Below are 20,155 nucleotides of genomic sequence, written 5' to 3' on the forward strand. Positions count from 1 at the left end.
TTTTTAGTTGTGTAAATGAAATTCAATACAAAAAAAGCCAATTGCCGTCTTATTTGGACGGCAATTGGCTTTTTCTTCGTCTCTTTTTTACTCTTTTTCGCTCAGAAACTTTAATATTCGCTTGAGGTTAACTACAAATATCGCTGTAGCTCCTTGAATCTCCATGCCAAACAGACCTGATGATGATGCTGTATCATACCCATGTCTATGTTTGAGTTCACTATTCTTCGCTTCAATTTTATACCGGGATTTTGCTTTTCTTTTAAATTCATCGGTTTCTTGGAATGCTTCCTGGTCTTTGTGTTCTGTAGATTTGATTGTCGTAGAATAAGTCTTACTTTTCGCTCCTTCTTTATAACAACCTTCACGGGTAGGACAGACTTTGCATTTTTCAATATCAAAATAATAAGTTTGTTTTTGATTTTTTCCTACGTTTTTCTTATTTGTTCGTGCTTTCCTAATTGCCATATGACCAGCTTTACAAACATACATTCCTGCATCTTTGTTAAACTCAAATTCTTCTTCTTTCGTTCGCATACCTTGTGTAATTAGCGGGTTTAATTTTGATACTAATTCAAGATGATGTTCTTTTGCATAGCGGATATTATCTTTTTCAGAATAAGCTGTGTCTCCAATGACTGTCTCGACTTTCATCCCTGTTTCTTGGCTTTTTTCAATTAACTTTTGTAGGTATTTTCCATCACTTTTTTCTCCTGTCGTCACAATGGCAGCTGTAATAATTCGTTCATCACTCATCGCGATATGTGTCTTGTAGCCAAAGAAAGAAGAGTCAGAAGTTTTGTGCCCAACACGTGCATCTGGATCATTGGAATAGCTAAGTTGTTCTGTGTAATCTTCTACTACTTCCTTTAGCACATTTAATTTTTCCTTAACGGCAGGAATCTCAGCAATGTGTGGTTCTGTTTCAATCACAGTAATAACTTGACGGCAATAATCTAACTCATCCTTCACTTCGTTAGAAGTAGTTTTCGGTGGGAATTTTGTTTTCATCGATTCATCGATTTGATAGACAGCTTTTCGAACAGTTTTGGATTTTTCCTGTAAAAATTCTTTCGGTGATTTTTGATTATAACGTGCTTTCGTATGTGTGGCATCCACGATGATTGATTTACTTTTAATGATTTCTTTTTCCAATGCAATCTCGACTGTTTTCCCAATTAGCATATCTAATAAACCCTCGTCTGGAAGACGGAGTTTACGGAATTTTGTTAGAGAACTTGGGTCAATCACAGAATCTTCTGGAGCCATATCGAGGAAATATTTAAACGACATATCATATTTAGAACGTTCTACTACATCTACATCTGATAAATCAAAAATGGATTTAAGCATTAAATATTTGAACATCCGAATGGGGGACACTGCATTGCGACCATTATCAAGACAATATTTTGTTTTTAGTTCCTCGAGGATAAAAGTAAAATCTACAAGTTCATTGATTTTTCGAAGCATATTTTCCTTAGGTACCACCATATCGTATATTGCCATGAATGGGCTAAGATTGAGAGATTCTTGGTTTGAAATCATTGGGTACACCACCTACATTTACTTCATTTAATTATACAGGAAAGAAGTTGCTTTTTTGAGAGTAATAATCTTTTAGAGAAGAAAAAATAGTGGATTGGAGTGGAAGGCAGCGACTCCAGCGGGAACAGCACGAGCTGAAGCACCCGGACTGAGCGTAGCGAGGGAGAAGGCTGAAGCCGTGCCCGCGGAAAGCGTCTGCCTGGAACGGAAATCCACGGCTTCAAATGAAAAAAGCGAGTATGAGAACGAATTGATTGTTCTCATACTCGCAATAAAAATCAGAAAGGACTTTTTCAGTGCCCTCTTAATAGGAGCCATAATTTTCGTATTCATTATGAAAGATATGATTTCATCCATTCCATAAAGTTAGCTATTACTGAATCTAAAAATTTAACTGTTCCTTCGTCTATTAAATTGCCTTCAGCGTCAAATTTTGTATGTGCTGCACCTACATAGACTTCGTTTCCTTGTAACACAGGTGACCCAAGACCTTGTGCAAATAGGATGTCACGTAAATGCATTTGTGCTTTTACAGTACCAAGGTTCCCCATTGATGCACCCATGATTATAGACGGTTTGCCAATCATCACTTTATCTACACGTGATAACCAGTCAATTGCATTTCCAAGAACACCTGGAATAGAACCATTATATTCCGGTGTTACCCAAAGTACTGCATCTGCTTCTTTTACTTTTGCTTTAAAATCAAGTACAACTTGAGGCGCTTCATTTTCAATATCTTGATTGTACATTGGAATATCATTTAATTTTAATATTTCCAAATCAAATTGATCTGCATAATGTTTTTGAATAAACTTTGCTAACATCATATTATAAGATTCTTTACGGATACTACCAACAATCGCAACTACTTTCATGTTAATTCCTCCTATTCATATTTCAATTCAAGATTATTATTAATTCAAGATAATTTCAATTTTATTGTCCTTTATTTACTCAAACATAATTAGAGTAAGGATTATTCTTTCGAAATATCCTTACCCTATGTTCATTTACTTATACGAGGGTTTTTTTCTCCCATTAATTCGGAAATTGTAACAAATTTATATCCTTCTTTTTCAAGTTGGGGTAAAATAATTTCTAATGCTTTAACTGTTTGAGTACGATTGCCCCCTCCATCATGGAAAAGCACTACATTACCCGGGGAAGCACCATTTAAAACTTTATTTGCAATTCTTCTAACGCCTGGATTTTTCCAATCCAATGTATCTAGATGCCATGACCAAATAACAACTTTATAACCACTATCATAAGCGGTATTTATAATATCATCTGTATAAATTCCACCTACTGGACGAAACAGAGTTGGGGCATACCCCGTAATACTATAAATAATATCATTTGTTTTCTTTAGTTCTTCTTGTAATCGCCTTCCCGAAGCTTTAAATACATGTGAATAAGTATGATTAGCTATTTCATGCCCTTCATTGAATTGTCGTTTAATCACTTCTGGATATTTTTCAGCACTTTTTCCCAACACAAAAAAAGTCCCTTTCGCATCATATTTCGCTAATAGTTCTAAAATTTGTGATGTATACCTAGGATCCGGTCCATCATCAAATGTTAAAGCAATCACTTTTTCATCTGTTTTAACATCCCACAACACTTGCCCTGTTTTCTCATAATATTGCCTACCCTTATCCGATGCATAACTAAAGCTTGCATAAGAAATGGAGATGAGTAAAACGCAAACAGTTATGAGTATTAAAATGTTTCGTTTCAATATTTCACCCCCAAAGAAAATTTTCAAAATACATTGTGACTTTAATATCTGCCGAACTCAATAATTTATGCTTTTAAAATGTCTTTTGAAATATCTAAAGAAGGCGATAAAAAACCGTTTTGAGGGCATACTACGTGTGCGAATAATCTTCTTGTAATTTACAATATTATCCGTTATACTATTGTAAATTTATAGAAAATAGCTATGATGAGGGAAAGTAGATAAGGGAATGATTATAGAGAGCTTCTGATGGTGGAAATGAAGCATCTTGAACCTAATTGAAAATGGCCTTTGAGCTTCGTATCGAAAGAAACTTCGAGTAGAATACGACGAGAAGACACTCGTTACAACGGAAGCAGTATCTCTTTTCAAGACGTACTGATAAAGACAAATAGTGTGAGCTATTTGTAAACCTAGGTGGTACCACGAGTATACTCGTCCTAATCTTTTATAGATTAGGACGTTTTTTTATTTTAATTTGGAGGGATGAAAAATGACAATTGTTATCGGCGGTGCATGGCCATATGCAAATGGTTCACTCCATTTAGGGCATATTGCTGCACTATTACCAGGAGATATCTTGGCAAGATATTATAGACAGAAAGGCGAAAAAGTATTATACATTTCAGGGAGTGACTGCAACGGTACACCAATTTCTATTAGAGCCAATCAGGAACATACAACAACTGAAGCTATCGCGAATCGATATCATAGGGAGTTTCAAAATAACTTCAAACAACTTGGTTTTACTTATGATTTCTATACGCGAACAGATGAGGGACATCATCATCAGTCTGTGCAAAATATTTTCAAACTATTATTAGATAATGGTTATTTATATAAAAAGGCGATCGAGCAAACTTATTGTGAATACGATAACCAGTTTCTACCGGATCGTTTTGTAGAAGGTATATGTCCAATTTGCGGAGCTAAAGCTAGAGGAGATCAATGTGATCACTGTTCTTCTATACTTGATCCACTTGATTTAATCGACAAACGTTGTAAAATCTGTGGACATGAACCCGTCATTAAAGAAACCGAACATTTTTATTTTGAATTTAGTCATTTTCAACAGGCTTTAGAAAACTTTATCCAACAAGCTGAAAATGACCATCGATGGCGTGACAATGCCATACAACTTACAAAGCGTTATTTAGCTGAAGGTGTTCCTGATCGTGCGGTAACACGTGATTTACCAAATGGTATCTCAGTCCCTATTGAAGGCTTCGAAGACAAGAAAATCTACGTATGGATTGAAGCTGTTTCAGGTTATTTAACAGCCAGCATTGAATGGGCCAAGCAACACAATGAAAATATAGAAGATTGGTGGAATGACCATACAACTTCTTACTATATTCATGGAAAAGATAATATTCCATTTCATACAATTATTTGGCCATCTATATTAATGGCAATTGGCAATCAAGCTTTACCAACTCATATTATTTCCAATGAATATCTAACTTTAGAAAAACGCAAACTATCTACAAGTCAAAACTGGGCAGTTTGGATACCTTATATAACACGAAAATATGATCCAGACTCTATACGTTATTTTCTCACGATTAATGCTCCTGAAAATCGAGATACTGATTTCTCATGGCGAGAATTTATTTTAAGCCATAATGGTGAATTACTCGGAGCTTACGGAAACTTCGTTAATAGAACATTCAAGTTTATCGAAAAATCATTTGAAGGAAAAATACCAGTGGGCATGATCAATAAGGATATTCAAAATGAGACGTTCCAACTCTATAGCAGCGTCGGAAGACTAATCGAGGATGGACATTTTAAACAAGCTCTAGAGGAAATTTTCAAATACATTCGTCATGCTAACAAATACTTTGATATTCAACAACCGTGGATTCAAGTAAAGCAAAACAAGAATGAAGGAGAAAACACATTATATACATGCACCTACATTATTTTAAATCTAGCTCAACTGTTGCACCCTTTCCTGCCTTTCTCAACAGATAAAATTAAAGAAATGTTTCGTATAAAAAAAGTGGAATGGCAAGAGCAAACTGATATTCCACGTCAGGTATACGATGTGAGACCACTATTTGAAAGGATAGATACTAATTTAATCGAGCAAGAATATAATCATTTGATGGATTGTTCTCCAAACTATTCATCTTAAATTATTTCATTTTCCGAATAATAAGATAGGCTAATATTTCGGAATTTACATTTTATTATGATAATATAATCAATGAAAATAATAATTTGGGGGCAAGGATAAATGTTAGCTAACTTTGAAGAAAATTTACTGAAATATGCAAAACTTTTGGTAGCAAAAGGTATCAATGTTCAACCTGGAGATTGGGTAAAGATGACAATTTCAGTCGATCAAGCGCCTTTAGCCCGTCTGGTCACAAAAGAAGCTTATGCCTTAGGTGCTGAAAAAGTCATTGTTAAATGGGCTGACGATGAAATTAGCAAGCTTCATTATCTACATCAACCTGTTGAAGTATTAACGGATATTCCTGAATATGAAATTCAAGAATCTGAAGATCATGTATTAAATCATCATGTCTGTCGCCTATCAATCATTTCAAGTGATCCTGGCTTACTAAATGAAGTAGATCCCGCAAAAGTTGCCGCTTATCAAAACGTTTTTAGCAAAGCATTCATCGCTCAACGTAAAGCAACTCAAAATGATGACTTAAAATGGACTGTTGCAGCAGCAGCTGGAGCTGGTTGGGCTGCACATGTATTCCCTGAATTAGCTACTTCTGAAGAACAAGTAGATGCTTTATGGGATCAAATTTTTAAAACTTGTCGTGTCTATGCAGATGATCCGATCGTTGCTTGGGATGAACATAAAGATACGTTAAACAAAAAGGCAGCAAAACTAAACGAAATCCAATTTGATGCTTTGCATTATACTGCTCCTGGTACAGATTTAACATTAGGCTTACCAAAGAACCACATCTGGGCTAGTGCAGGTAGTTTCAATCCAAAAGGTGAAGAATTTATCGCAAATATGCCAACAGAAGAAGTCTTCACTGCTCCAGATACCCATCGCATGGAAGGTGTCGTACGTAGTACAAAACCATTAAGCTATGCAGGTACATTAATCGAGGGCATCGAAGTACACTTTAAAGGTGGGCAAATTGTTGATATATCTGCTGAAAAAGGCGATGAAACAATTAAAAAACTCGTACATGACAATGAAGGAGCAACAGGTTTAGGAGAGGTTGCACTTGTCCCAGACCCATCACCTATTTCCCAATCAGGTATTACTTTCTATACAACTCTTTACGACGAAAACGCATCTAACCACTTAGCAATTGGTGCTGCATATCCAACTACCATTCAAGGTGGGACAAAAATGAGCCAAGAAGAGTTACTAGAACACGGAATGAACACATCCACAGTTCACGTCGATTTCATGATTGGTTCTAACAAGATGGATATTGATGGCATCAAACAAGATGGCACAGTTGTACCTATTTTCCGTAATGGTGATTGGGCATTTTAATCAAATTGAACAACATGGCATGATCAATTTAATATAATCAAACAAAAACTCGGATAGAAGATAAATTTCTGTCCGAGTTTTTGCGATTTACACTATTCTTCTTTCATTTGATCAAGTAACGTGATTGCATCTACAAGATGATTATTGAAAATTTGTTTAGCAACTTCCAACAATTCAATTATCATAGGATCTCTTAATGAATAAATTACACGATTCCCATCCTTTGTACCATAAACAATATTTTTTGCCCTTAGTACTGTTAACTGTTGAGAAACAGCAGATCCTTCACTGCCTAGCTGGGTTTGAATTTCATTGACACTCCGATCACCTTCAGATAAAACTTCGAGAATTTGGATTCTTAATGGATGGGCAAGTGCTTTAAAAAAATCCGCTTTAAACTCATGTAGTCCTTTATTCAACGTAATTCCCCACTTCCTACATATAAAACGTATAACGTATTTTTACATGCTTTTTCTCCAAAACAAATCAAGTCTTGTTACTTTTAATTATAACGGACTTCCATGCGTAGTCTTAATCTTTTATACCGGATAATGATTTACATTCATTAAAAATAAATCTCTTACACCCAATACATTTATTTTTCTCTAATTGTAGTAGTGCATAATCGATTGCTTCTCCTGTATGATCAAAGAAATGTTCTTCACCTATTAGATTATACAACCCCGTTCTTTTAAGAAACGCTTTAGGCTCTTCTTTTAACCCAGATATCAAGATCATTCCATGTTTTGAGAAATCTTTTACAATACTTGATAAATAATAATTTCCCGTAGTATCAATAAAAGGCACTTTGTTCATTCTTAAAAGTAAGACTTTTGGTTGGTAGTTAATAGTATTCATAATATCTTCCGCAAAAGATTGAGCTGCACCAAAGAACAGTGGTCCTTCAATATTGAACATACTAATTTGTGGGCAACCATGTTGTGAATGTGAATCTTGCTCCTCTACTTTTGCATTTTTTCTAGAATGATTTGGCAAAGCTTTTTTCGTAACCATATGGTAACTCATATTCTTTATGAATAAAATCACTGCCAGTAATAGACCAAACTCTACTGCCACAGTTAAATTAATGAAAACAGTTAATATAAACGTTACGACAATGACTAGTGAATCACTCGTTTTCGTTTTTAACACATGGTAAAATACCTTCTTTTCACTCATATTCCATGCAACTACCATTAAAACAGGTGCCATACTTGCGAGTGGAATATTAGTCGCATATGGAGCAAAAAGGACTAATATTAGAAATACAACCAAACCGTGTATAATACCAGACATAGGTGATACAGCACCTGTTTTAATATTTGTAGCTGTTCTTGCAATAGCACCTGTTGCTGGAATACCGCCAAAGAGTGGCGTTACCATATTGGCAACTCCTTGTCCTATGAGCTCTCGATTACTGTTGTGTTTACTACTTGTCATACCGTCAGCCACAACTGCAGACAATAATGATTCGATACTACCAAGAATTGCAATTACGAATGCTGGCTTTATAAGATGAACAATTCTTTCCCAAGTCAAATCAGGGAATTGAAACTGCGGCAAAGAGTTTGGAATTTCCCCATACTTAGAGCCAATTGTTGCAACTTCTGTCGGGAAGAAGATGGTTGCAATAATCGTAGAAACAACAATCCCTATTAAAGGCCCAGGTACTTTTGGAAACCACTTTGGTATAAATAAAATAAAAAACAAACATATACAGGCAGTTAAAATACTATATATATTCACTGTATATAAGTGAACTGCAATTTCTTTCAAATTCTCTATAAAAAATTCTTTGCTTTTAACATTTTGAAGCCCTAAAAAATTTGCAATTTGCCCAACAAAAATAGTTACAGCTATTCCTGCCGTAAACCCAATAGTCACTGGTCTCGGTATAAATCTTATGAGAGATCCAAGCTTAAAAACGCCCATCAAAATAAGTAAGATTCCGGCTAAAAAACCCGCTATTAATAAATCGTTATAACCATATGTTATGACGATACCAAATAAGATTGGTATAAACGCTCCTGTAGGACCACCAATTTGATATTTCGAACCACCCAAAAGTGATATTAAAATCCCAGCAACAATAGTTGTATATATTCCATACTCTGGTTTTACTCCTGAAGCAATTGCAAACCCCATACCTAATGGAATTGCAATCACTGCAACTATTAGCCCTGATAGTAAATCTTTTTGGAAACTCTTAAAGGAGTAGTCTGTATATCTTCCTGAAAAAATTGGTTTTTTCAGCATTATTATCTCCTTCTTTCTTTACTTTTAAATAACTGAATATCTGATTATTTGAATATACTGTTATACGAATATACATTGAACAAGAGAATTTGTAAAGTGTATTTTTTCTCAATAACGGACAAATACATAATGTTTGTTTATTCTAAACATTCGGCGAAATGCTACTTAAAAATGCTATACTACTAGAAACAACAACGTTCTTAAAAGAATGCTTCAATCATTATTCAGGAGGAGAATATATGGATATTCGTCAACTTAGATATTTTGTAGAAGTAGCCCGACAGAAAAGTTTTACCAAAGCATCTGAAAATTTGTTTGTCTCCCAACCATCTATCAGCAAAATGGTTAAAGGACTCGAGGCAGAATTAAAAGTGACTTTACTAGACCGCTCCGAAAAGGAAATTGAGCTTACGGATGTAGGGAAAATTGTTTTTGAACAGGCCTTAGATGCATTGCGAATAGTGGATGGTATTTCTTCTTCTGTAAATGAGTTAGTCGATATAAAAAAAGGAACTGTAAAATTAGGTTTAATGCCCACTGTAGGCGTATTACTTTTCCCTATGTTAATCGGCGGGTTTAAAAAGCAATACCCACAAATTGATATTCAAATGGTTGAATATAGTGCAAAATTATTGGAGCATCATGTGGAAAATGGCGAGATTGATTTAGGGGTCACAGTACTACCAGTAAGTTCTCATTTTGAAACAGTACCGTTGTTATCTGAAGAACTAGTGCTGATTGTAGATTCTCATCATCGGCTTGCTTGCAAAAAGGATGTTCGCTTAAAAGAATTGAAAAACGAATCTTTCATCCTCTTTACAGAAGATTTCATCCTTCATGATCGCGTTAAATATGCATGCATACAGGTAGGATTTAACCCAAAAGTAGCTTATACAAGTTCTTTATGGGATTTAGTTGGCGAAATGGTAGCATCGAAATTGGGCATTTCCTTGGTACCCAAATCCATGATTCATCGCTTTAATAACCCTCTTATTCATGCTATTCCAATCTCTCGACCACATATCGATTGGGAATTGGCTCTCATTTATAAAAAGGATAAATATCTATCATATGCAGCTCGAGAATTTATTCGATACATTGAAGCCAATAATCCTTTGCACGGTTAGCGTATAACTTTTTTGCATAGAGATTATAGGATTTATATATTTTACGAATTGAAAAATAGCCCCTAAAATTATGAGTAAATCGAATGCGGGGGTGACTTTATTGAAAAAGTGGTTATTGAATTTACTTCAAATCATCATCATTATTTGCTTTACTGTACTCGGACAATTGATCGTTTCCTCTTTCAATTTGCATATCCCGGGAAGCATAATAGGTCTAGTGTTATTACTCGCATGTCTTCATATGGGATGGATTAAGTTAGATTGGGTTGAGGCAGGCTCTGCACTTCTCTTTTCTGAGATGCTACTATTCTTTATTCCTGCAATGGTAGGAATCATGAATTACCCATGGCTTATTGGAACAAAGGGAATTCTTGTGCTATTAGCAGTCATTGTTGGGACTACACTGGCAATGGCATCAACAGGTATTGTTTCCAAAACCCTTTTAAAACTAAAGGCGGTGAAACATTAATATGTTTTTAAAACTATTCAGTGTTGTTATGACAATTTTTGTTTATCTCATGGCTAAAAAGGTTAATAAGAAATTGCCCGGCCTATTATTCTCACCTATCATTATCACACCTATTGTAATGATTATTTTCCTCTTGATGGCTCGTTTACCATATGAAGAGTACGTGAATGCTACTTCTTTATTCAATATGATGTTAAATGTAGTGACGGTTGCTTTTGCTATCCCTCTTTATCGCAATTGGAATGTACTTGCTTCGAACTGGCGTATCATTCTTTTTAGTTTAATGATTGGCTCATTGGTTGCTATTGTCGCAGGTGTATTAACTTCCTACTTCTTAGGAATGGGACTCCACTCAGAGATTAGTATTATACCTCGCTCTATTACGATGCCAATCGCAGTGAACTTATCAGAGTCATTTGGCGGGATACCAACACTAACTGCTGTTTTTGTAATGCTAACGAGTTTTGCTGGAGTATATCTTGGTCCAAAACTGATTAAACTTTTTTCTTTTAAGCATCCATTAGTGATTGGAATGATGTACGGCATGGGTGCAAACGTACTCGGAGCTACTAAAGCATTTGAAAGTGGTGACTTAGCTGGCTCAAGTGCTACTCTATCTACTATTGTAGGTGCTTTGATGACTGTAGTATGGGCATTTATTTTAACACCTGCCATTCTTACCTATTTATCATAGATTTTCCCTATGTATCGATTATCCTATAAAGTCGATCGTCAAAGAGCCCTATCTTTATCGATAAGAATCATGAGTAGGTTTAAATACATTTTCATCCGCACTTCGAACAATTGAAAAATTGTCCACATTGTAATGCCCATGTAATGTCGCATTATGATGATGAATGATTTGCTCTGCAGATAATACATCTGAATCTACAGTGGAATGTCCGTCTCCTACTAGTGTTACATCAAAATGGTTAATCGTTGCAGTCCTCACTGCTGTGTCAACACAATGCTCAGTCTTACATCCCATAATGACGAGGTGTTCTATTTCATGTACATTTAAGTAGTCGAGTAAGGGCGTTCTGTAAAAGGAATTGGTAGCAGCTTTATCAAAGATAACAGCCTTAGATGGTACGTTTATCCCTTTGTGAATTTGAAACCCACTACCCTCTCCATTTGCCACATCCGTATCACGTATAAAGATAATATGAACATTTTCATCTACTGCTTTAGCAATAACTCTATTAATATTTTGAATCACTTGATCTTTCGCAAAAACTCCTTGCTGTTCTACCCCACCATCCATTAATTCTTGCTGTGCGTCTATAACGAGTAAGGCTTGTTCCAAACTAAGTTCCTCCTTCTTCAGCTATGAAATTTTATAGTTTATTGTATCATATATAATTTTTAATAAATTAATAATTTAGATTTTTCAGTAAAAAAATCAGACTTTCATTCTTCAAATTTATGCATGTGAAGTAATAGGAAATAGAAAGTGCTTTGTAGAGTCCTTTAACGTAGGCCTTATGAACAGTGTATCATCGCCATCTTTTATAAACTCTGTCTGAACATTTGTATCATCCTCAGGCGTGAAATAAAGATAAACTGTTTCTGTGTTTCTTGAGACAATCCCACTTAATATCATTTCGATATTTACTCTTTTTTTACTGATCAAATCAAAGACATGTAGATGCGTACCCTCTTGCTTGCATATAACAACCGTATCTTCCTCTTCGTTATAAAAAATAGCATCGCTAAAGACTAAGATAAAATAGAACATTAACAGATGTTCGTTATTTTTTACGCCTAAAACCGAAGATACAGGTATTCTTTCCGCAGCAAAACTTTCTAGCAAATTAAAATCATATTGATTATTAATATCTAATTGACGTAAAGTACTCATTTTTACTTTTTGCTTTCGCAATGCTGACATATTTAATATAAAATGACTTTCTTTCACCCTTTGGAATCCAAATTTAGGGTAGAAATCTAGGACTGTATCATTCGCAAATAAGTAGATAAAATCATACTCTTTTTCATATTGTTCGATAATATAATTCATTAATTTCTTTGAAAGACCTTGGTTTCGATAATCTGGATGTGTCATGACAGTGCCAATTTGTATAGCTTTATATTCTTTACCTTTTAAAACAATCGTCATTTTACTAATCGAGGCATTTGCAATGATTCGATCATTATCAACATATGAATAGCAAATGTAATTGTCATTCCAACATCCTTTTTCATACCACTTAGTAAAATCAATATCAAAAACTGATTTAGCCAACTCAAAAAAACTTTCCCTGTATATTTTATTGTTTCGGTAATCGCTCACCAAATGATAATTGAGCATAGTATCACCTCCTACCCCTTTTGATTTTTGATATTTGAGTAATTAGTTCTTCTAGGTTTTGCATCTTTTCTTGAAGCTCAATCAATTCCTCTTCTAATGATTTTTTCCTTGCTATTAATATTGATAAAACTGTAGATATTAGTTCATAGGAGTTACATTTTGTTTCACGTTTAATTTGAAAAATGATTTGTATATCTTTCAGTGTAAATCCAAGATTTTGTAGTTCCTTAATTACATTAAAATCCTCGATATCTTTTTCTGAATAGTCCCTAGCATTTTTCTCCTTCCTTATAGGGTTTAATATTCCTAATTCCTCATAATGACGTACAGTATCTTTTGTCGTACACACTGCCTCTATAAATTTACTGATTTTCATTTTATTCTCCTTTCAGCTTGACGTGGGGTTAACCCCATACTTTACTCTATTGAAAACTGGAACGAGGAGGATTTCATATGGTTAGTACTGTATTGATCACTATTTATGTTTGTTTAAGTTTAATAGCAATTATTTTATGGAGCTATCAGCAAAAAAAGGAAAATACAAATACTATTAAACTAATAACAGTTATCTATTATGTAGTTGTGCATTTCTTATTTTTTATGATGATTGTCTTTATGACTATTTCCATTCAGCTTTTTATCTTATTAAGTATCCTTGTTATTAGCTCAAGAATGTTAAATGGCAAAGTATTGTTTGGTCAGATGCATCTATCACATCATGCATTTATGCTGTTTCTTTTATTTGCCATCGGAATTATTCGCTATTCAGGCTATTAAAACATTCTTCTTTGGAAAGAATTGATCCATTTCAGCAAAGATAAAAAACAATCGTTTATATGAAAAGACGCCACTAATTTCGGTGTCGTCTTCATTTTTTTAATCTATGTATTTTGATACTTAGTTTGAGAAAATCCTTTTTACCAATCCCCAAATCATTTTTGGAATAAATAATAATATATTCATGATTACATTACCTAAAATATCATCTCGAATCCCCTCAAATAAATCTCTTATATTATTCGTTTTCTTATCCTTTTTCTCCTTCTGCTTTTTGATATCATCCATCTATAACCGTCCTACTTTCTATAATCTTGGTCATTTACCACAAGTAATCCACTCGTTTTACCGGAATAGAATGAAAAACATCTTCTAACTGTAACAGATTTGTCTTTTCCTCTAAAATAAGCTCTAGCTCATTTGGACCCTCTAAAGTTAATGTTAATGTTCCATTATTAGATTGTGATGTTAGCATAGATTCTAGCTCATTAATTTTCACCTTTATAATGTCTTCAAATCGAATAATTACATTCCCTCTTTGTTTTAAAAATTGGTCACGCGAAGTTATATTATCCAATTTTGCTTCTTTCTTTTTTCCTCTAGGAACAACCCATATTTTACGTAATAGCCAATATAAGATCCCAAGAATTATGGAATTTCCGTAATAATCTTTTTCTCCATAAAATTGTCTACCTATTTGTCCAAGCCATAGTTCTTCCTCTTTCACATATATCTTATAAAAGCGATTCCTTCGTAGATAATGAATCCTTGTTGCATAGAAAAATTCCATATCTATCCTCCCTATTCCTTAATAACAGCTAATGTCTCGGTGCAAATAGTATGATTGAAGCACCTATTATACAGACAGCCGCTCCCATCCAATCATATAAATCTGGTGTTTCTCTATCAACTCCCCACCCCCATAATATTGAAAGTACGATAAATACACCGCCATACGCTGCGTATACTCTACCGAAATAAGGAAAACTTTGGAATGTTGCAATAACCCCATAGATAACTAATATAATCCCGCCAAATACTCCCCAATATAAGGGCTTACCATCCCTCAAACACAGCCATATTAAATATCCGCCACCGATTTCTGCTAGTCCTGCTAGTATAAATAAAATAATGGCATTAATCATTATCATCACATCCTTACAACAACTATTTCTATATAAGTCATTATAACTTTTCTCCTCTATAAAAGAGAATTCACTTTTAGATAGGCAATATCCCAAGAAAATCCAAGCAAATGCATATAGTAAACTATGCGATATACGAGGGGGAATAATTGAATGACCTATCTTCAAAAAGAATGCGGAGAACCTTCGTTACTGAATTCTCTCCAACAAGGCGGATATATTTTATATACCCGACACGGAGAAGCTAACATTGGAACAGACCAACCATATCTGGATCTTAATAACTGCAATACCCAAAGAAATCTTAGCGATAATGGAAGAATGCAAGCCACTTTATATGGCAACATCATTCGAAACTTACACATTCCAATTGAATATCCTATACTCGCAAGTCCGTTTTGTAGAACGATAGAAACAGCTGCTCTAGCCTTTGGCGGTATGAACGTTCAAGTGGATCCTATTGGCTTTGACATTTTTAAATTAGACACGAACTTAAATCCATTGGAACAGCAGAGAATTTTAAATAACCTTCAATCAGAATTAGAATTACTCCCAAGTATGGGTAAAAACAAAGTAATGGTTGCTCATAGTTTTCCAAAAGATGTAGGTTTAGGCACCATTCCATATATGGGCACTGTTGTAGTAAAGCCACTTGGTAAAGGTAATGGCTATCAAATCGTCACAAGTTTATCCTTGGAACAACTGCAATATCTATGGAGTATGTGTTCGGGATAAAGTTTAAATGACATTTGGCTAAGTTAGGTATCTTTATTCATAATTGGAACTAGTAAATTCAACAAACAATTTTGCAGAGGCGCTTAATGCAGCATCCTCTTTCCAAGCTAGCCCTACTTCACGTTGACAATTAGTATCCGCAATTTCAAAGCGATGGATGGGAAGTGCTTCAAGTCCTGAGTAATAAGGTAAAATGCCAACACCCAAGTTAGCAGAAATAAGCCCTGCAAGTGTCGGTACTTCTGTTCCTTGGAATACGACATTTGGCGTGAATCCAGCATCTCTACACCATTTCAACACCTGTTTTTGCATCAATAAATGATCCTTGTAACCTATAAAAGGCTCATCTCGTAATGCTTGAATCGAAATAGACGTTTCATGACTTAATGGATGATTAATCGAACAGTATCCATAAAGTTGTTCTTTTTTAATAGGCAGCCAGTTAGATTCACCAAAAGAACGACTAAAATTGGTGACAAGACATAAATCGACTTCGTTATTTTCAAGAAGTTCTAATGCTCTTTGGGAATTACACTGTTGAAGATCAAATTGAATATCCGGATAATTTTCTTTAAATCTTCTAAGAATCCCTGGCAAAATGGTTGTACCAATTGTTTGTAAAAAAGCAAGACGAATCGTTCCTTGTAGTGGATCTTTTAAACTTTGTAACTCCTTTACCCCTCGATCAAGTAGCAGTAAGCTTTCCTCAACAAACCTCAAAAATTTCTCACCATAAACACTGATTTCTATTGATCGCCCTATTCGATTAAATAGCGGAACGCCCAATTCAGCTTCTAATTTATGAATTGCTTTTGTAAGAGCAGGCTGTGATACATGTAGTAGGTTTGCTGCATGATTGTAATTCTTCGTTTTGGCAATCGCTTGAAAATAACGCAGCTGATGCATCTCCAAAAGATCCAACCTCCTTCTATAAACATTGGTTATTAAATCAATAATAACTCACTATTAGACGTTATGGTTATATGAGCGTACCATTGAAATCTGTAGGAGGGAAAATTCAATGGACGTTTCAACAAAAAATACAAATCATAAAATTACATTGGGAATGTTAATAGGAAGTCTTGTCACTTTCGCAAATCTTTATGGCCCTCAAACATTCATCCAACATTTTACTCATGACTTTCATATGAGTGCATCTGAATCTAGTTTGGCATTATCTATCTCAACTTTTACGCTTGCATTCGGTATGTTAGTGATGGCGGCTATTTCAAATACATGGGGTCGCAAAAACATAATGGTTTTCTCACTTGTGAGCTCATCTATTTTATATTTACTTGTCGGTTTCGCACCTAACTTTGAAGTATTACTAATGATTCGGGCGATTGAAGGATTTGCATTGGCAGGTTTCCCTGCAATCGCAGTTACTTATCTAGCAGAAGAATTATCAGGAAACCAATTTCCTAAGGCTCTTGCTGTCTATATAACTGGTAGTGGTTTTGGTGGTTTCTTTGGTCGTATCGTTTCTAGCTCTATATTGGATTTATCAAACTGGCATACTGCCGTATTTGTTTTGGGTACATTAACACTTATTCTTTCAATCATTTTTATCTTTCTTGTAGAACCTTCAAAGAATTTTATCGCACAGGAATTTTCGATAAAGAACTGGATTGGTGGTATTTTAGCTGCATGTAAGGATACAAAACTATGGTTTTTCTATGGACTTGGTTTCCTTGCACTTGGCGTTTATGTAGCTATGTTCAACTATATAGGCTTTCCCTTGATAAAAAGCTTTGGGCTAAGCCAAACAATAGTCGGCTTCATCTTTATCTTCCAATTGATGGGTTCTGTTGGTTCTATGACTGTCGGCAAATTAAGCGATCGCTATACTCGCGGACAAATGCTTTTTGCTAGCCTAGTCGTTGCTCTAATTGGTATTAGCTTAACCGCAGTACATCATTTACCAATAGTACTCCTTGGATTATTTGTTTTATCTTGTGGATTTTTTGCATGGCATAACTTAGTCAGTGGCTGGGTTAGTAGCTCTGCTATTCCTACAGCAAAAGCTTATGCATCATCCATATATCTATTGTTTTATTATGTAGGCTCCAGTGTGGTCGGTACAGTTGGAGGTCATTTCTACGATGCAGACGGTTGGAATGGTGTTGTCGGAATAATGATTGCTTGTTGTATCATTGGATTTGTCTTACTTGGACTTGTAGAAATGAAGTTAAAGAAAATGATAAAACATGCTGCAATATAAGAAAATAAAACTAAAAGAAGAACAAAGATTTACTCTTTGTTCTTCTTTTGACTTTTTTAAGTAAGTTCTCTGACCTAATCTTTTTTCATAATTGCATAAACATAACCAATCAACGCCCCAGCAATTGCAGGAATTATCCATCCTAAACCAATTTCATAAAAAGGTAACACACTTGCATAAAACGTTTCAATTGAATCTAAAAAGCTAACTTTTGCTTCTGGTAAGCTTGCAACTAATGATTTATACCCGTCAATTAGACTCACAAAGAATGTTAAAAACATAGACAAAGCATAGACACTACGACGTGATTTAAATACTGGTGCCACTAATGTCAGTAAAATAAGGACAATTGCCAACGGATATAAGAACATTAAAACTGGTACAGCAAATTGAATAATGTTGTTTAAACCAAAGTTTGCGATAACAAATGAAACAAAACATAAGATAAATACAAACCATTTATAACTAACTTTTGGGAATACTTCGTGGAAAAATTCACTGCATGAAGTGATTAACCCAATACTTGTTTTTAAACAAGCTAAAACAATAATAATCGCTAAAAGTATTCCACCGAATGAGCCAAAGTAATGCTTTGCAACAGCCGCAAATATTAACCCACCATTTTCAAATGAACCAACAGCTTCAATACTTGTCGCACCCATGTATGTGATAAAACCATAAATAAGCATCATCAATGCCATTGCGAAAATTCCTGACTTCCAAGTTGCCTTTGCAATTTCTTTTGTACTTGTAATACCTTGACTCTTTATCGCATTAATCACAACAATACCAAAGGCTAACGATGCCAACGCATCCATTGTATTGTATCCTTCTTTAAAACCTTTCATAAACGCTTGATCCACATATTCACCTACAGGATTTTTAAAGCTCCCCATTGGAGAAATAATACTTGTAATGATCAAAATAAATAAGAATACTAAAAATGCAGGTGTTAAGTATTTTCCGATATAATCCATAATTTTGGCTGGATTTAACGATAGATAATAAACAATAGCAAAGAATACCAAGCTAAACAACGCCAACATTAAAGTGATATGGTTGGATGAGACATAAGGTTCAATCCCTACTGCAAATGGTACCGTTGCTGTTCGAGGAATCGCAAAGAATGGGCCAATTGTTAAATAAAGTGCTAATGAAAAAACAATTCCAAACAATGGATGAACACGACTACCTAAATCACGTAAACCATTACTCCCTGATAAACCAATTGCCAGAATCCCCATAAAAGGTAGGCCAATTGCAGTTACTAAAAAACCGATCAGTGCTGGCCAAAAATGTGTACCTGATAGCTGACCAAGCTGGATTGGGAAGATTAGATTACCTGCTCCAAAAAACATTCCAAATAACATGGTCCCAATTACTGCATATGTTGAAAAAGATATTTTTGACTGCATGATCTAAAACTCCTTATTACTTAAATTTTATATTTTATATAGTAATTTCAGTATATTATCAATTTTTCCGCTATACAATAACCCTTTAAGACGATAAAAAGAAACTTTTCACATAATGCAGTTTTAAATGGTCTTTGAAATTTCATTTTTAAAAGAAAAAAACCTCCGTTTCCGGAAGTTTTATTATTTTGCAGACAATCCTTACTGGTAAATTAAGAATGTATCTGTTGTTCTTTTTCTGGATTTGACTTATAAAGCCAATGATTAAGGGGATCCTTCATCAGTTTCATATAAAAGGCAATAATTTTACCAACCATATATGCCGCAATAATCGTCCCAATACCGATTGAACCAAGTCTATGGATTGTAACTAAACATACAATAGTTGCCAAGATAACATTTGCTACATCACTAATTATCTTAGCTTTGCTAAATTTCCATTTAAAATGATCACTAATAACGTAGGTCAATGAATCATAAGGCATTAAAGGTAATTTGGAATTCAAGTAAAATACGAGACCAAAACCTACTATAAATAGACTGATGATCATATAAATCCAACTATCAAATGTTGAATTTGGAGTGGGTAAAAAATGTTTTGTTATCCAAAGTGCTGCATCATTAAAGAAACCAAATAAAAAGGCTACAATCAATTGGATACCAAAATCTTTTAAATCTATGCGGCGGTTTAATAAGACTTGAATTATGATAAAAATGATATTTGCAAAGATAGTTGTCATTCCAACAGAAATTCCCGTTGCAAGCGTAATTGCATAAGCAAGCGATGAAACTGGTGAAACCCCTAAATTTGCTACAATTGAAAAACTAATCCCTAGCGCCAAAATAAAAAGACCTGCTATATAAATAAGCAAGCGCTTAGCGGTTATTCCTCCATTTTTCATTAAACTATTCCTTCTTTCTAC

Annotated in this window: 22 protein-coding genes and 1 other annotated feature; of the genes, 8 read left to right on the forward strand and 14 right to left on the reverse strand. The window is 34.6% G+C overall.

The genetic code is table 11. The features are described from left to right. Positions 1 to 87 precede the first annotated feature (87 nt). The 3 genes from CW357_RS04195 to CW357_RS04210 form a co-directional block, all read right to left on the reverse strand. Positions 88 to 1,548 carry an IS1182 family transposase gene (locus tag CW357_RS04195; protein ID WP_119417436.1) on the reverse strand — a complete coding sequence of 487 codons (1,461 nt, stop codon included), beginning with the start codon at positions 1,546 to 1,548 and terminating at the stop codon, positions 88 to 90. 332 nt (positions 1,549 to 1,880) lie between these two features. Then, positions 1,881 to 2,426, reverse strand: coding sequence for an NADPH-dependent FMN reductase (locus CW357_RS04205; protein WP_124217434.1), 546 nt, complete (start codon positions 2,424 to 2,426; stop codon positions 1,881 to 1,883). A gap of 131 nt (positions 2,427 to 2,557) precedes the next feature. Next, the gene (locus CW357_RS04210; protein ID WP_119416581.1) at positions 2,558 to 3,292 is read right to left on the reverse strand and encodes a polysaccharide deacetylase family protein; all 735 of its coding nucleotides are present in this window, start codon (positions 3,290 to 3,292) and stop codon (positions 2,558 to 2,560) included. A gap of 195 nt (positions 3,293 to 3,487) precedes the next feature. Further along, positions 3,488 to 3,738, forward strand: a binding site (T-box leader). 47 nt (positions 3,739 to 3,785) lie between these two features. Between CW357_RS04210 and metG the strand changes: the two genes are divergently transcribed. Next, positions 3,786 to 5,432, forward strand: a complete 1,647-nt coding sequence (gene metG / locus CW357_RS04215) for a methionine--tRNA ligase (RefSeq protein WP_119416580.1) — start codon at positions 3,786 to 3,788, stop codon at positions 5,430 to 5,432. A 102-nt stretch (positions 5,433 to 5,534) separates the two neighbouring features. Beyond that, the gene (locus CW357_RS04220) at positions 5,535 to 6,776 is read left to right on the forward strand and encodes an aminopeptidase (RefSeq protein ID WP_119416579.1); all 1,242 of its coding nucleotides are present in this window, start codon (positions 5,535 to 5,537) and stop codon (positions 6,774 to 6,776) included. A gap of 92 nt (positions 6,777 to 6,868) precedes the next feature. Here the strand turns inward: CW357_RS04220 and CW357_RS04225 are convergent, their stop codons facing one another. Together CW357_RS04225 and CW357_RS04230 are read right to left on the reverse strand one after the other, a co-directional pair. Further along, the gene (locus CW357_RS04225; protein ID WP_119416578.1) at positions 6,869 to 7,195 is read right to left on the reverse strand and encodes an ArsR/SmtB family transcription factor; all 327 of its coding nucleotides are present in this window, start codon (positions 7,193 to 7,195) and stop codon (positions 6,869 to 6,871) included. 112 nt (positions 7,196 to 7,307) lie between these two features. Continuing rightward, positions 7,308 to 9,032 carry a SulP family inorganic anion transporter gene (locus CW357_RS04230; RefSeq protein ID WP_119416577.1) on the reverse strand — a complete coding sequence of 575 codons (1,725 nt, stop codon included), beginning with the start codon at positions 9,030 to 9,032 and terminating at the stop codon, positions 7,308 to 7,310. A 239-nt stretch (positions 9,033 to 9,271) separates the two neighbouring features. On the opposite strand from CW357_RS04230, the gene CW357_RS04235 reads away from it, so the two are divergent. The 3 genes from CW357_RS04235 (at position 9,272) to CW357_RS04245 (ending at position 11,322) form a co-directional block, all read left to right on the forward strand. After that, on the forward strand, positions 9,272 to 10,159 hold the full coding sequence (locus CW357_RS04235; protein ID WP_124217435.1) for a LysR family transcriptional regulator: 888 nt from the start codon (positions 9,272 to 9,274) through the stop codon (positions 10,157 to 10,159). Positions 10,160 to 10,259: 100 nt separating this feature from the next. Next, positions 10,260 to 10,628, forward strand: a complete 369-nt coding sequence (locus tag CW357_RS04240; protein WP_119416575.1) for a CidA/LrgA family protein — start codon at positions 10,260 to 10,262, stop codon at positions 10,626 to 10,628. Position 10,629: 1 nt separating this feature from the next. After that, a complete protein-coding gene (locus CW357_RS04245) occupies positions 10,630 to 11,322 on the forward strand; it encodes an LrgB family protein (protein WP_124217436.1) in 693 nt (230 codons plus the stop codon). A gap of 54 nt (positions 11,323 to 11,376) precedes the next feature. Here CW357_RS04245 and CW357_RS04250 read toward each other — a convergent pair whose 3' ends face one another. From CW357_RS04250 to CW357_RS04260, 3 genes are all read right to left on the reverse strand, one after another. After that, positions 11,377 to 11,934, reverse strand: coding sequence for an isochorismatase family protein (locus CW357_RS04250; RefSeq protein WP_124217437.1), 558 nt, complete (start codon positions 11,932 to 11,934; stop codon positions 11,377 to 11,379). 117 nt (positions 11,935 to 12,051) lie between these two features. Continuing rightward, positions 12,052 to 12,939 carry a GNAT family N-acetyltransferase gene (locus CW357_RS04255; protein ID WP_124217438.1) on the reverse strand — a complete coding sequence of 296 codons (888 nt, stop codon included), beginning with the start codon at positions 12,937 to 12,939 and terminating at the stop codon, positions 12,052 to 12,054. A gap of 4 nt (positions 12,940 to 12,943) precedes the next feature. Then, positions 12,944 to 13,315, reverse strand: coding sequence for a MerR family transcriptional regulator (locus tag CW357_RS04260; protein ID WP_124217439.1), 372 nt, complete (start codon positions 13,313 to 13,315; stop codon positions 12,944 to 12,946). 77 nt (positions 13,316 to 13,392) lie between these two features. Between CW357_RS04260 and CW357_RS04265 the strand changes: the two genes are divergently transcribed. After that, positions 13,393 to 13,716, forward strand: coding sequence for a hypothetical protein (locus CW357_RS04265; protein WP_124217440.1), 324 nt, complete (start codon positions 13,393 to 13,395; stop codon positions 13,714 to 13,716). Between the two features lie 120 nt (positions 13,717 to 13,836). Here CW357_RS04265 and CW357_RS18160 read toward each other — a convergent pair whose 3' ends face one another. The 3 genes from CW357_RS18160 to CW357_RS04275 are packed head-to-tail and all read right to left on the reverse strand — an operon-like array spanning position 13,837 to position 14,861. Then, positions 13,837 to 14,004 (reverse strand): hypothetical protein, encoded by a 168-nt coding sequence (locus CW357_RS18160; protein WP_158582385.1) that lies wholly within the window; start codon positions 14,002 to 14,004, stop codon positions 13,837 to 13,839. Between the two features lie 34 nt (positions 14,005 to 14,038). Beyond that, the gene (locus CW357_RS04270) at positions 14,039 to 14,506 is read right to left on the reverse strand and encodes a hypothetical protein (RefSeq protein WP_119416570.1); all 468 of its coding nucleotides are present in this window, start codon (positions 14,504 to 14,506) and stop codon (positions 14,039 to 14,041) included. A gap of 28 nt (positions 14,507 to 14,534) precedes the next feature. Further along, complete coding sequence (locus CW357_RS04275) at positions 14,535 to 14,861, reverse strand: YnfA family protein (protein WP_119416569.1); 327 nt, start codon at positions 14,859 to 14,861, stop codon at positions 14,535 to 14,537. Between the two features lie 153 nt (positions 14,862 to 15,014). Between CW357_RS04275 and CW357_RS04280 the strand changes: the two genes are divergently transcribed. Beyond that, on the forward strand, positions 15,015 to 15,596 hold the full coding sequence (locus tag CW357_RS04280; protein ID WP_124217441.1) for a histidine phosphatase family protein: 582 nt from the start codon (positions 15,015 to 15,017) through the stop codon (positions 15,594 to 15,596). 33 nt (positions 15,597 to 15,629) lie between these two features. Here CW357_RS04280 and CW357_RS04285 read toward each other — a convergent pair whose 3' ends face one another. After that, on the reverse strand, positions 15,630 to 16,502 hold the full coding sequence (locus CW357_RS04285; protein ID WP_241155046.1) for a LysR substrate-binding domain-containing protein: 873 nt from the start codon (positions 16,500 to 16,502) through the stop codon (positions 15,630 to 15,632). A gap of 115 nt (positions 16,503 to 16,617) precedes the next feature. On the opposite strand from CW357_RS04285, the gene CW357_RS04290 reads away from it, so the two are divergent. After that, positions 16,618 to 17,817 (forward strand): MFS transporter, encoded by a 1,200-nt coding sequence (locus CW357_RS04290; protein ID WP_124217443.1) that lies wholly within the window; start codon positions 16,618 to 16,620, stop codon positions 17,815 to 17,817. A gap of 74 nt (positions 17,818 to 17,891) precedes the next feature. Here the strand turns inward: CW357_RS04290 and brnQ are convergent, their stop codons facing one another. Together brnQ and CW357_RS04300 are read right to left on the reverse strand one after the other, a co-directional pair. Beyond that, entirely contained in the window at positions 17,892 to 19,232 is a 1,341-nt protein-coding gene (brnQ, locus tag CW357_RS04295) for a branched-chain amino acid transport system II carrier protein (protein ID WP_124217444.1), read from the reverse strand. A 212-nt stretch (positions 19,233 to 19,444) separates the two neighbouring features. Continuing rightward, positions 19,445 to 20,134, reverse strand: coding sequence for a YczE/YyaS/YitT family protein (locus tag CW357_RS04300; protein WP_124217445.1), 690 nt, complete (start codon positions 20,132 to 20,134; stop codon positions 19,445 to 19,447). Between the last annotated feature and the right edge of the window lie 21 nt (positions 20,135 to 20,155).

This window comes from Rummeliibacillus sp. TYF005, assembly GCF_003844195.1.
Classification (GTDB): Bacteria; Bacillota; Bacilli; order Bacillales_A; family Planococcaceae; genus Rummeliibacillus.

Bases quoted from the DNA above. Each gene is read 5' to 3' on its own strand.
- CW357_RS18160 (WP_158582385.1), bottom strand. From the start codon at position 14,004: ATGGATGATATCAAAAAGCAGAAGGAGAAAAAGGATAAGAAAACGAAT.
- CW357_RS04205 (WP_124217434.1), bottom strand. From the start codon at position 2,426: ATGAAAGTAGTTGCGATTGTTGGTAGTATCCGTAAAGAATCTTATAAT.
- CW357_RS04255 (WP_124217438.1), bottom strand. From the start codon at position 12,939: ATGCTCAATTATCATTTGGTGAGCGATTACCGAAACAATAAAATATAC.
- CW357_RS04285 (WP_241155046.1), bottom strand. From the start codon at position 16,502: ATGCATCAGCTGCGTTATTTTCAAGCGATTGCCAAAACGAAGAATTAC.
- CW357_RS04230 (WP_119416577.1), bottom strand. From the start codon at position 9,032: ATGCTGAAAAAACCAATTTTTTCAGGAAGATATACAGACTACTCCTTT.
- CW357_RS04290 (WP_124217443.1), top strand. From the start codon at position 16,618: ATGGACGTTTCAACAAAAAATACAAATCATAAAATTACATTGGGAATG.
- CW357_RS04275 (WP_119416569.1), bottom strand. From the start codon at position 14,861: ATGATTAATGCCATTATTTTATTTATACTAGCAGGACTAGCAGAAATC.
- CW357_RS04280 (WP_124217441.1), top strand. From the start codon at position 15,015: ATGACCTATCTTCAAAAAGAATGCGGAGAACCTTCGTTACTGAATTCT.
- CW357_RS04220 (WP_119416579.1), top strand. From the start codon at position 5,535: ATGTTAGCTAACTTTGAAGAAAATTTACTGAAATATGCAAAACTTTTG.
- CW357_RS04270 (WP_119416570.1), bottom strand. From the start codon at position 14,506: ATGGAATTTTTCTATGCAACAAGGATTCATTATCTACGAAGGAATCGC.
- CW357_RS04235 (WP_124217435.1), top strand. From the start codon at position 9,272: ATGGATATTCGTCAACTTAGATATTTTGTAGAAGTAGCCCGACAGAAA.
- CW357_RS04265 (WP_124217440.1), top strand. From the start codon at position 13,393: ATGGTTAGTACTGTATTGATCACTATTTATGTTTGTTTAAGTTTAATA.
- CW357_RS04245 (WP_124217436.1), top strand. From the start codon at position 10,630: ATGTTTTTAAAACTATTCAGTGTTGTTATGACAATTTTTGTTTATCTC.
- CW357_RS04300 (WP_124217445.1), bottom strand. From the start codon at position 20,134: ATGAAAAATGGAGGAATAACCGCTAAGCGCTTGCTTATTTATATAGCA.
- CW357_RS04260 (WP_124217439.1), bottom strand. From the start codon at position 13,315: ATGAAAATCAGTAAATTTATAGAGGCAGTGTGTACGACAAAAGATACT.
- metG (WP_119416580.1), top strand. From the start codon at position 3,786: ATGACAATTGTTATCGGCGGTGCATGGCCATATGCAAATGGTTCACTC.
- CW357_RS04195 (WP_119417436.1), bottom strand. From the start codon at position 1,548: ATGATTTCAAACCAAGAATCTCTCAATCTTAGCCCATTCATGGCAATA.
- brnQ (WP_124217444.1), bottom strand. From the start codon at position 19,232: ATGCAGTCAAAAATATCTTTTTCAACATATGCAGTAATTGGGACCATG.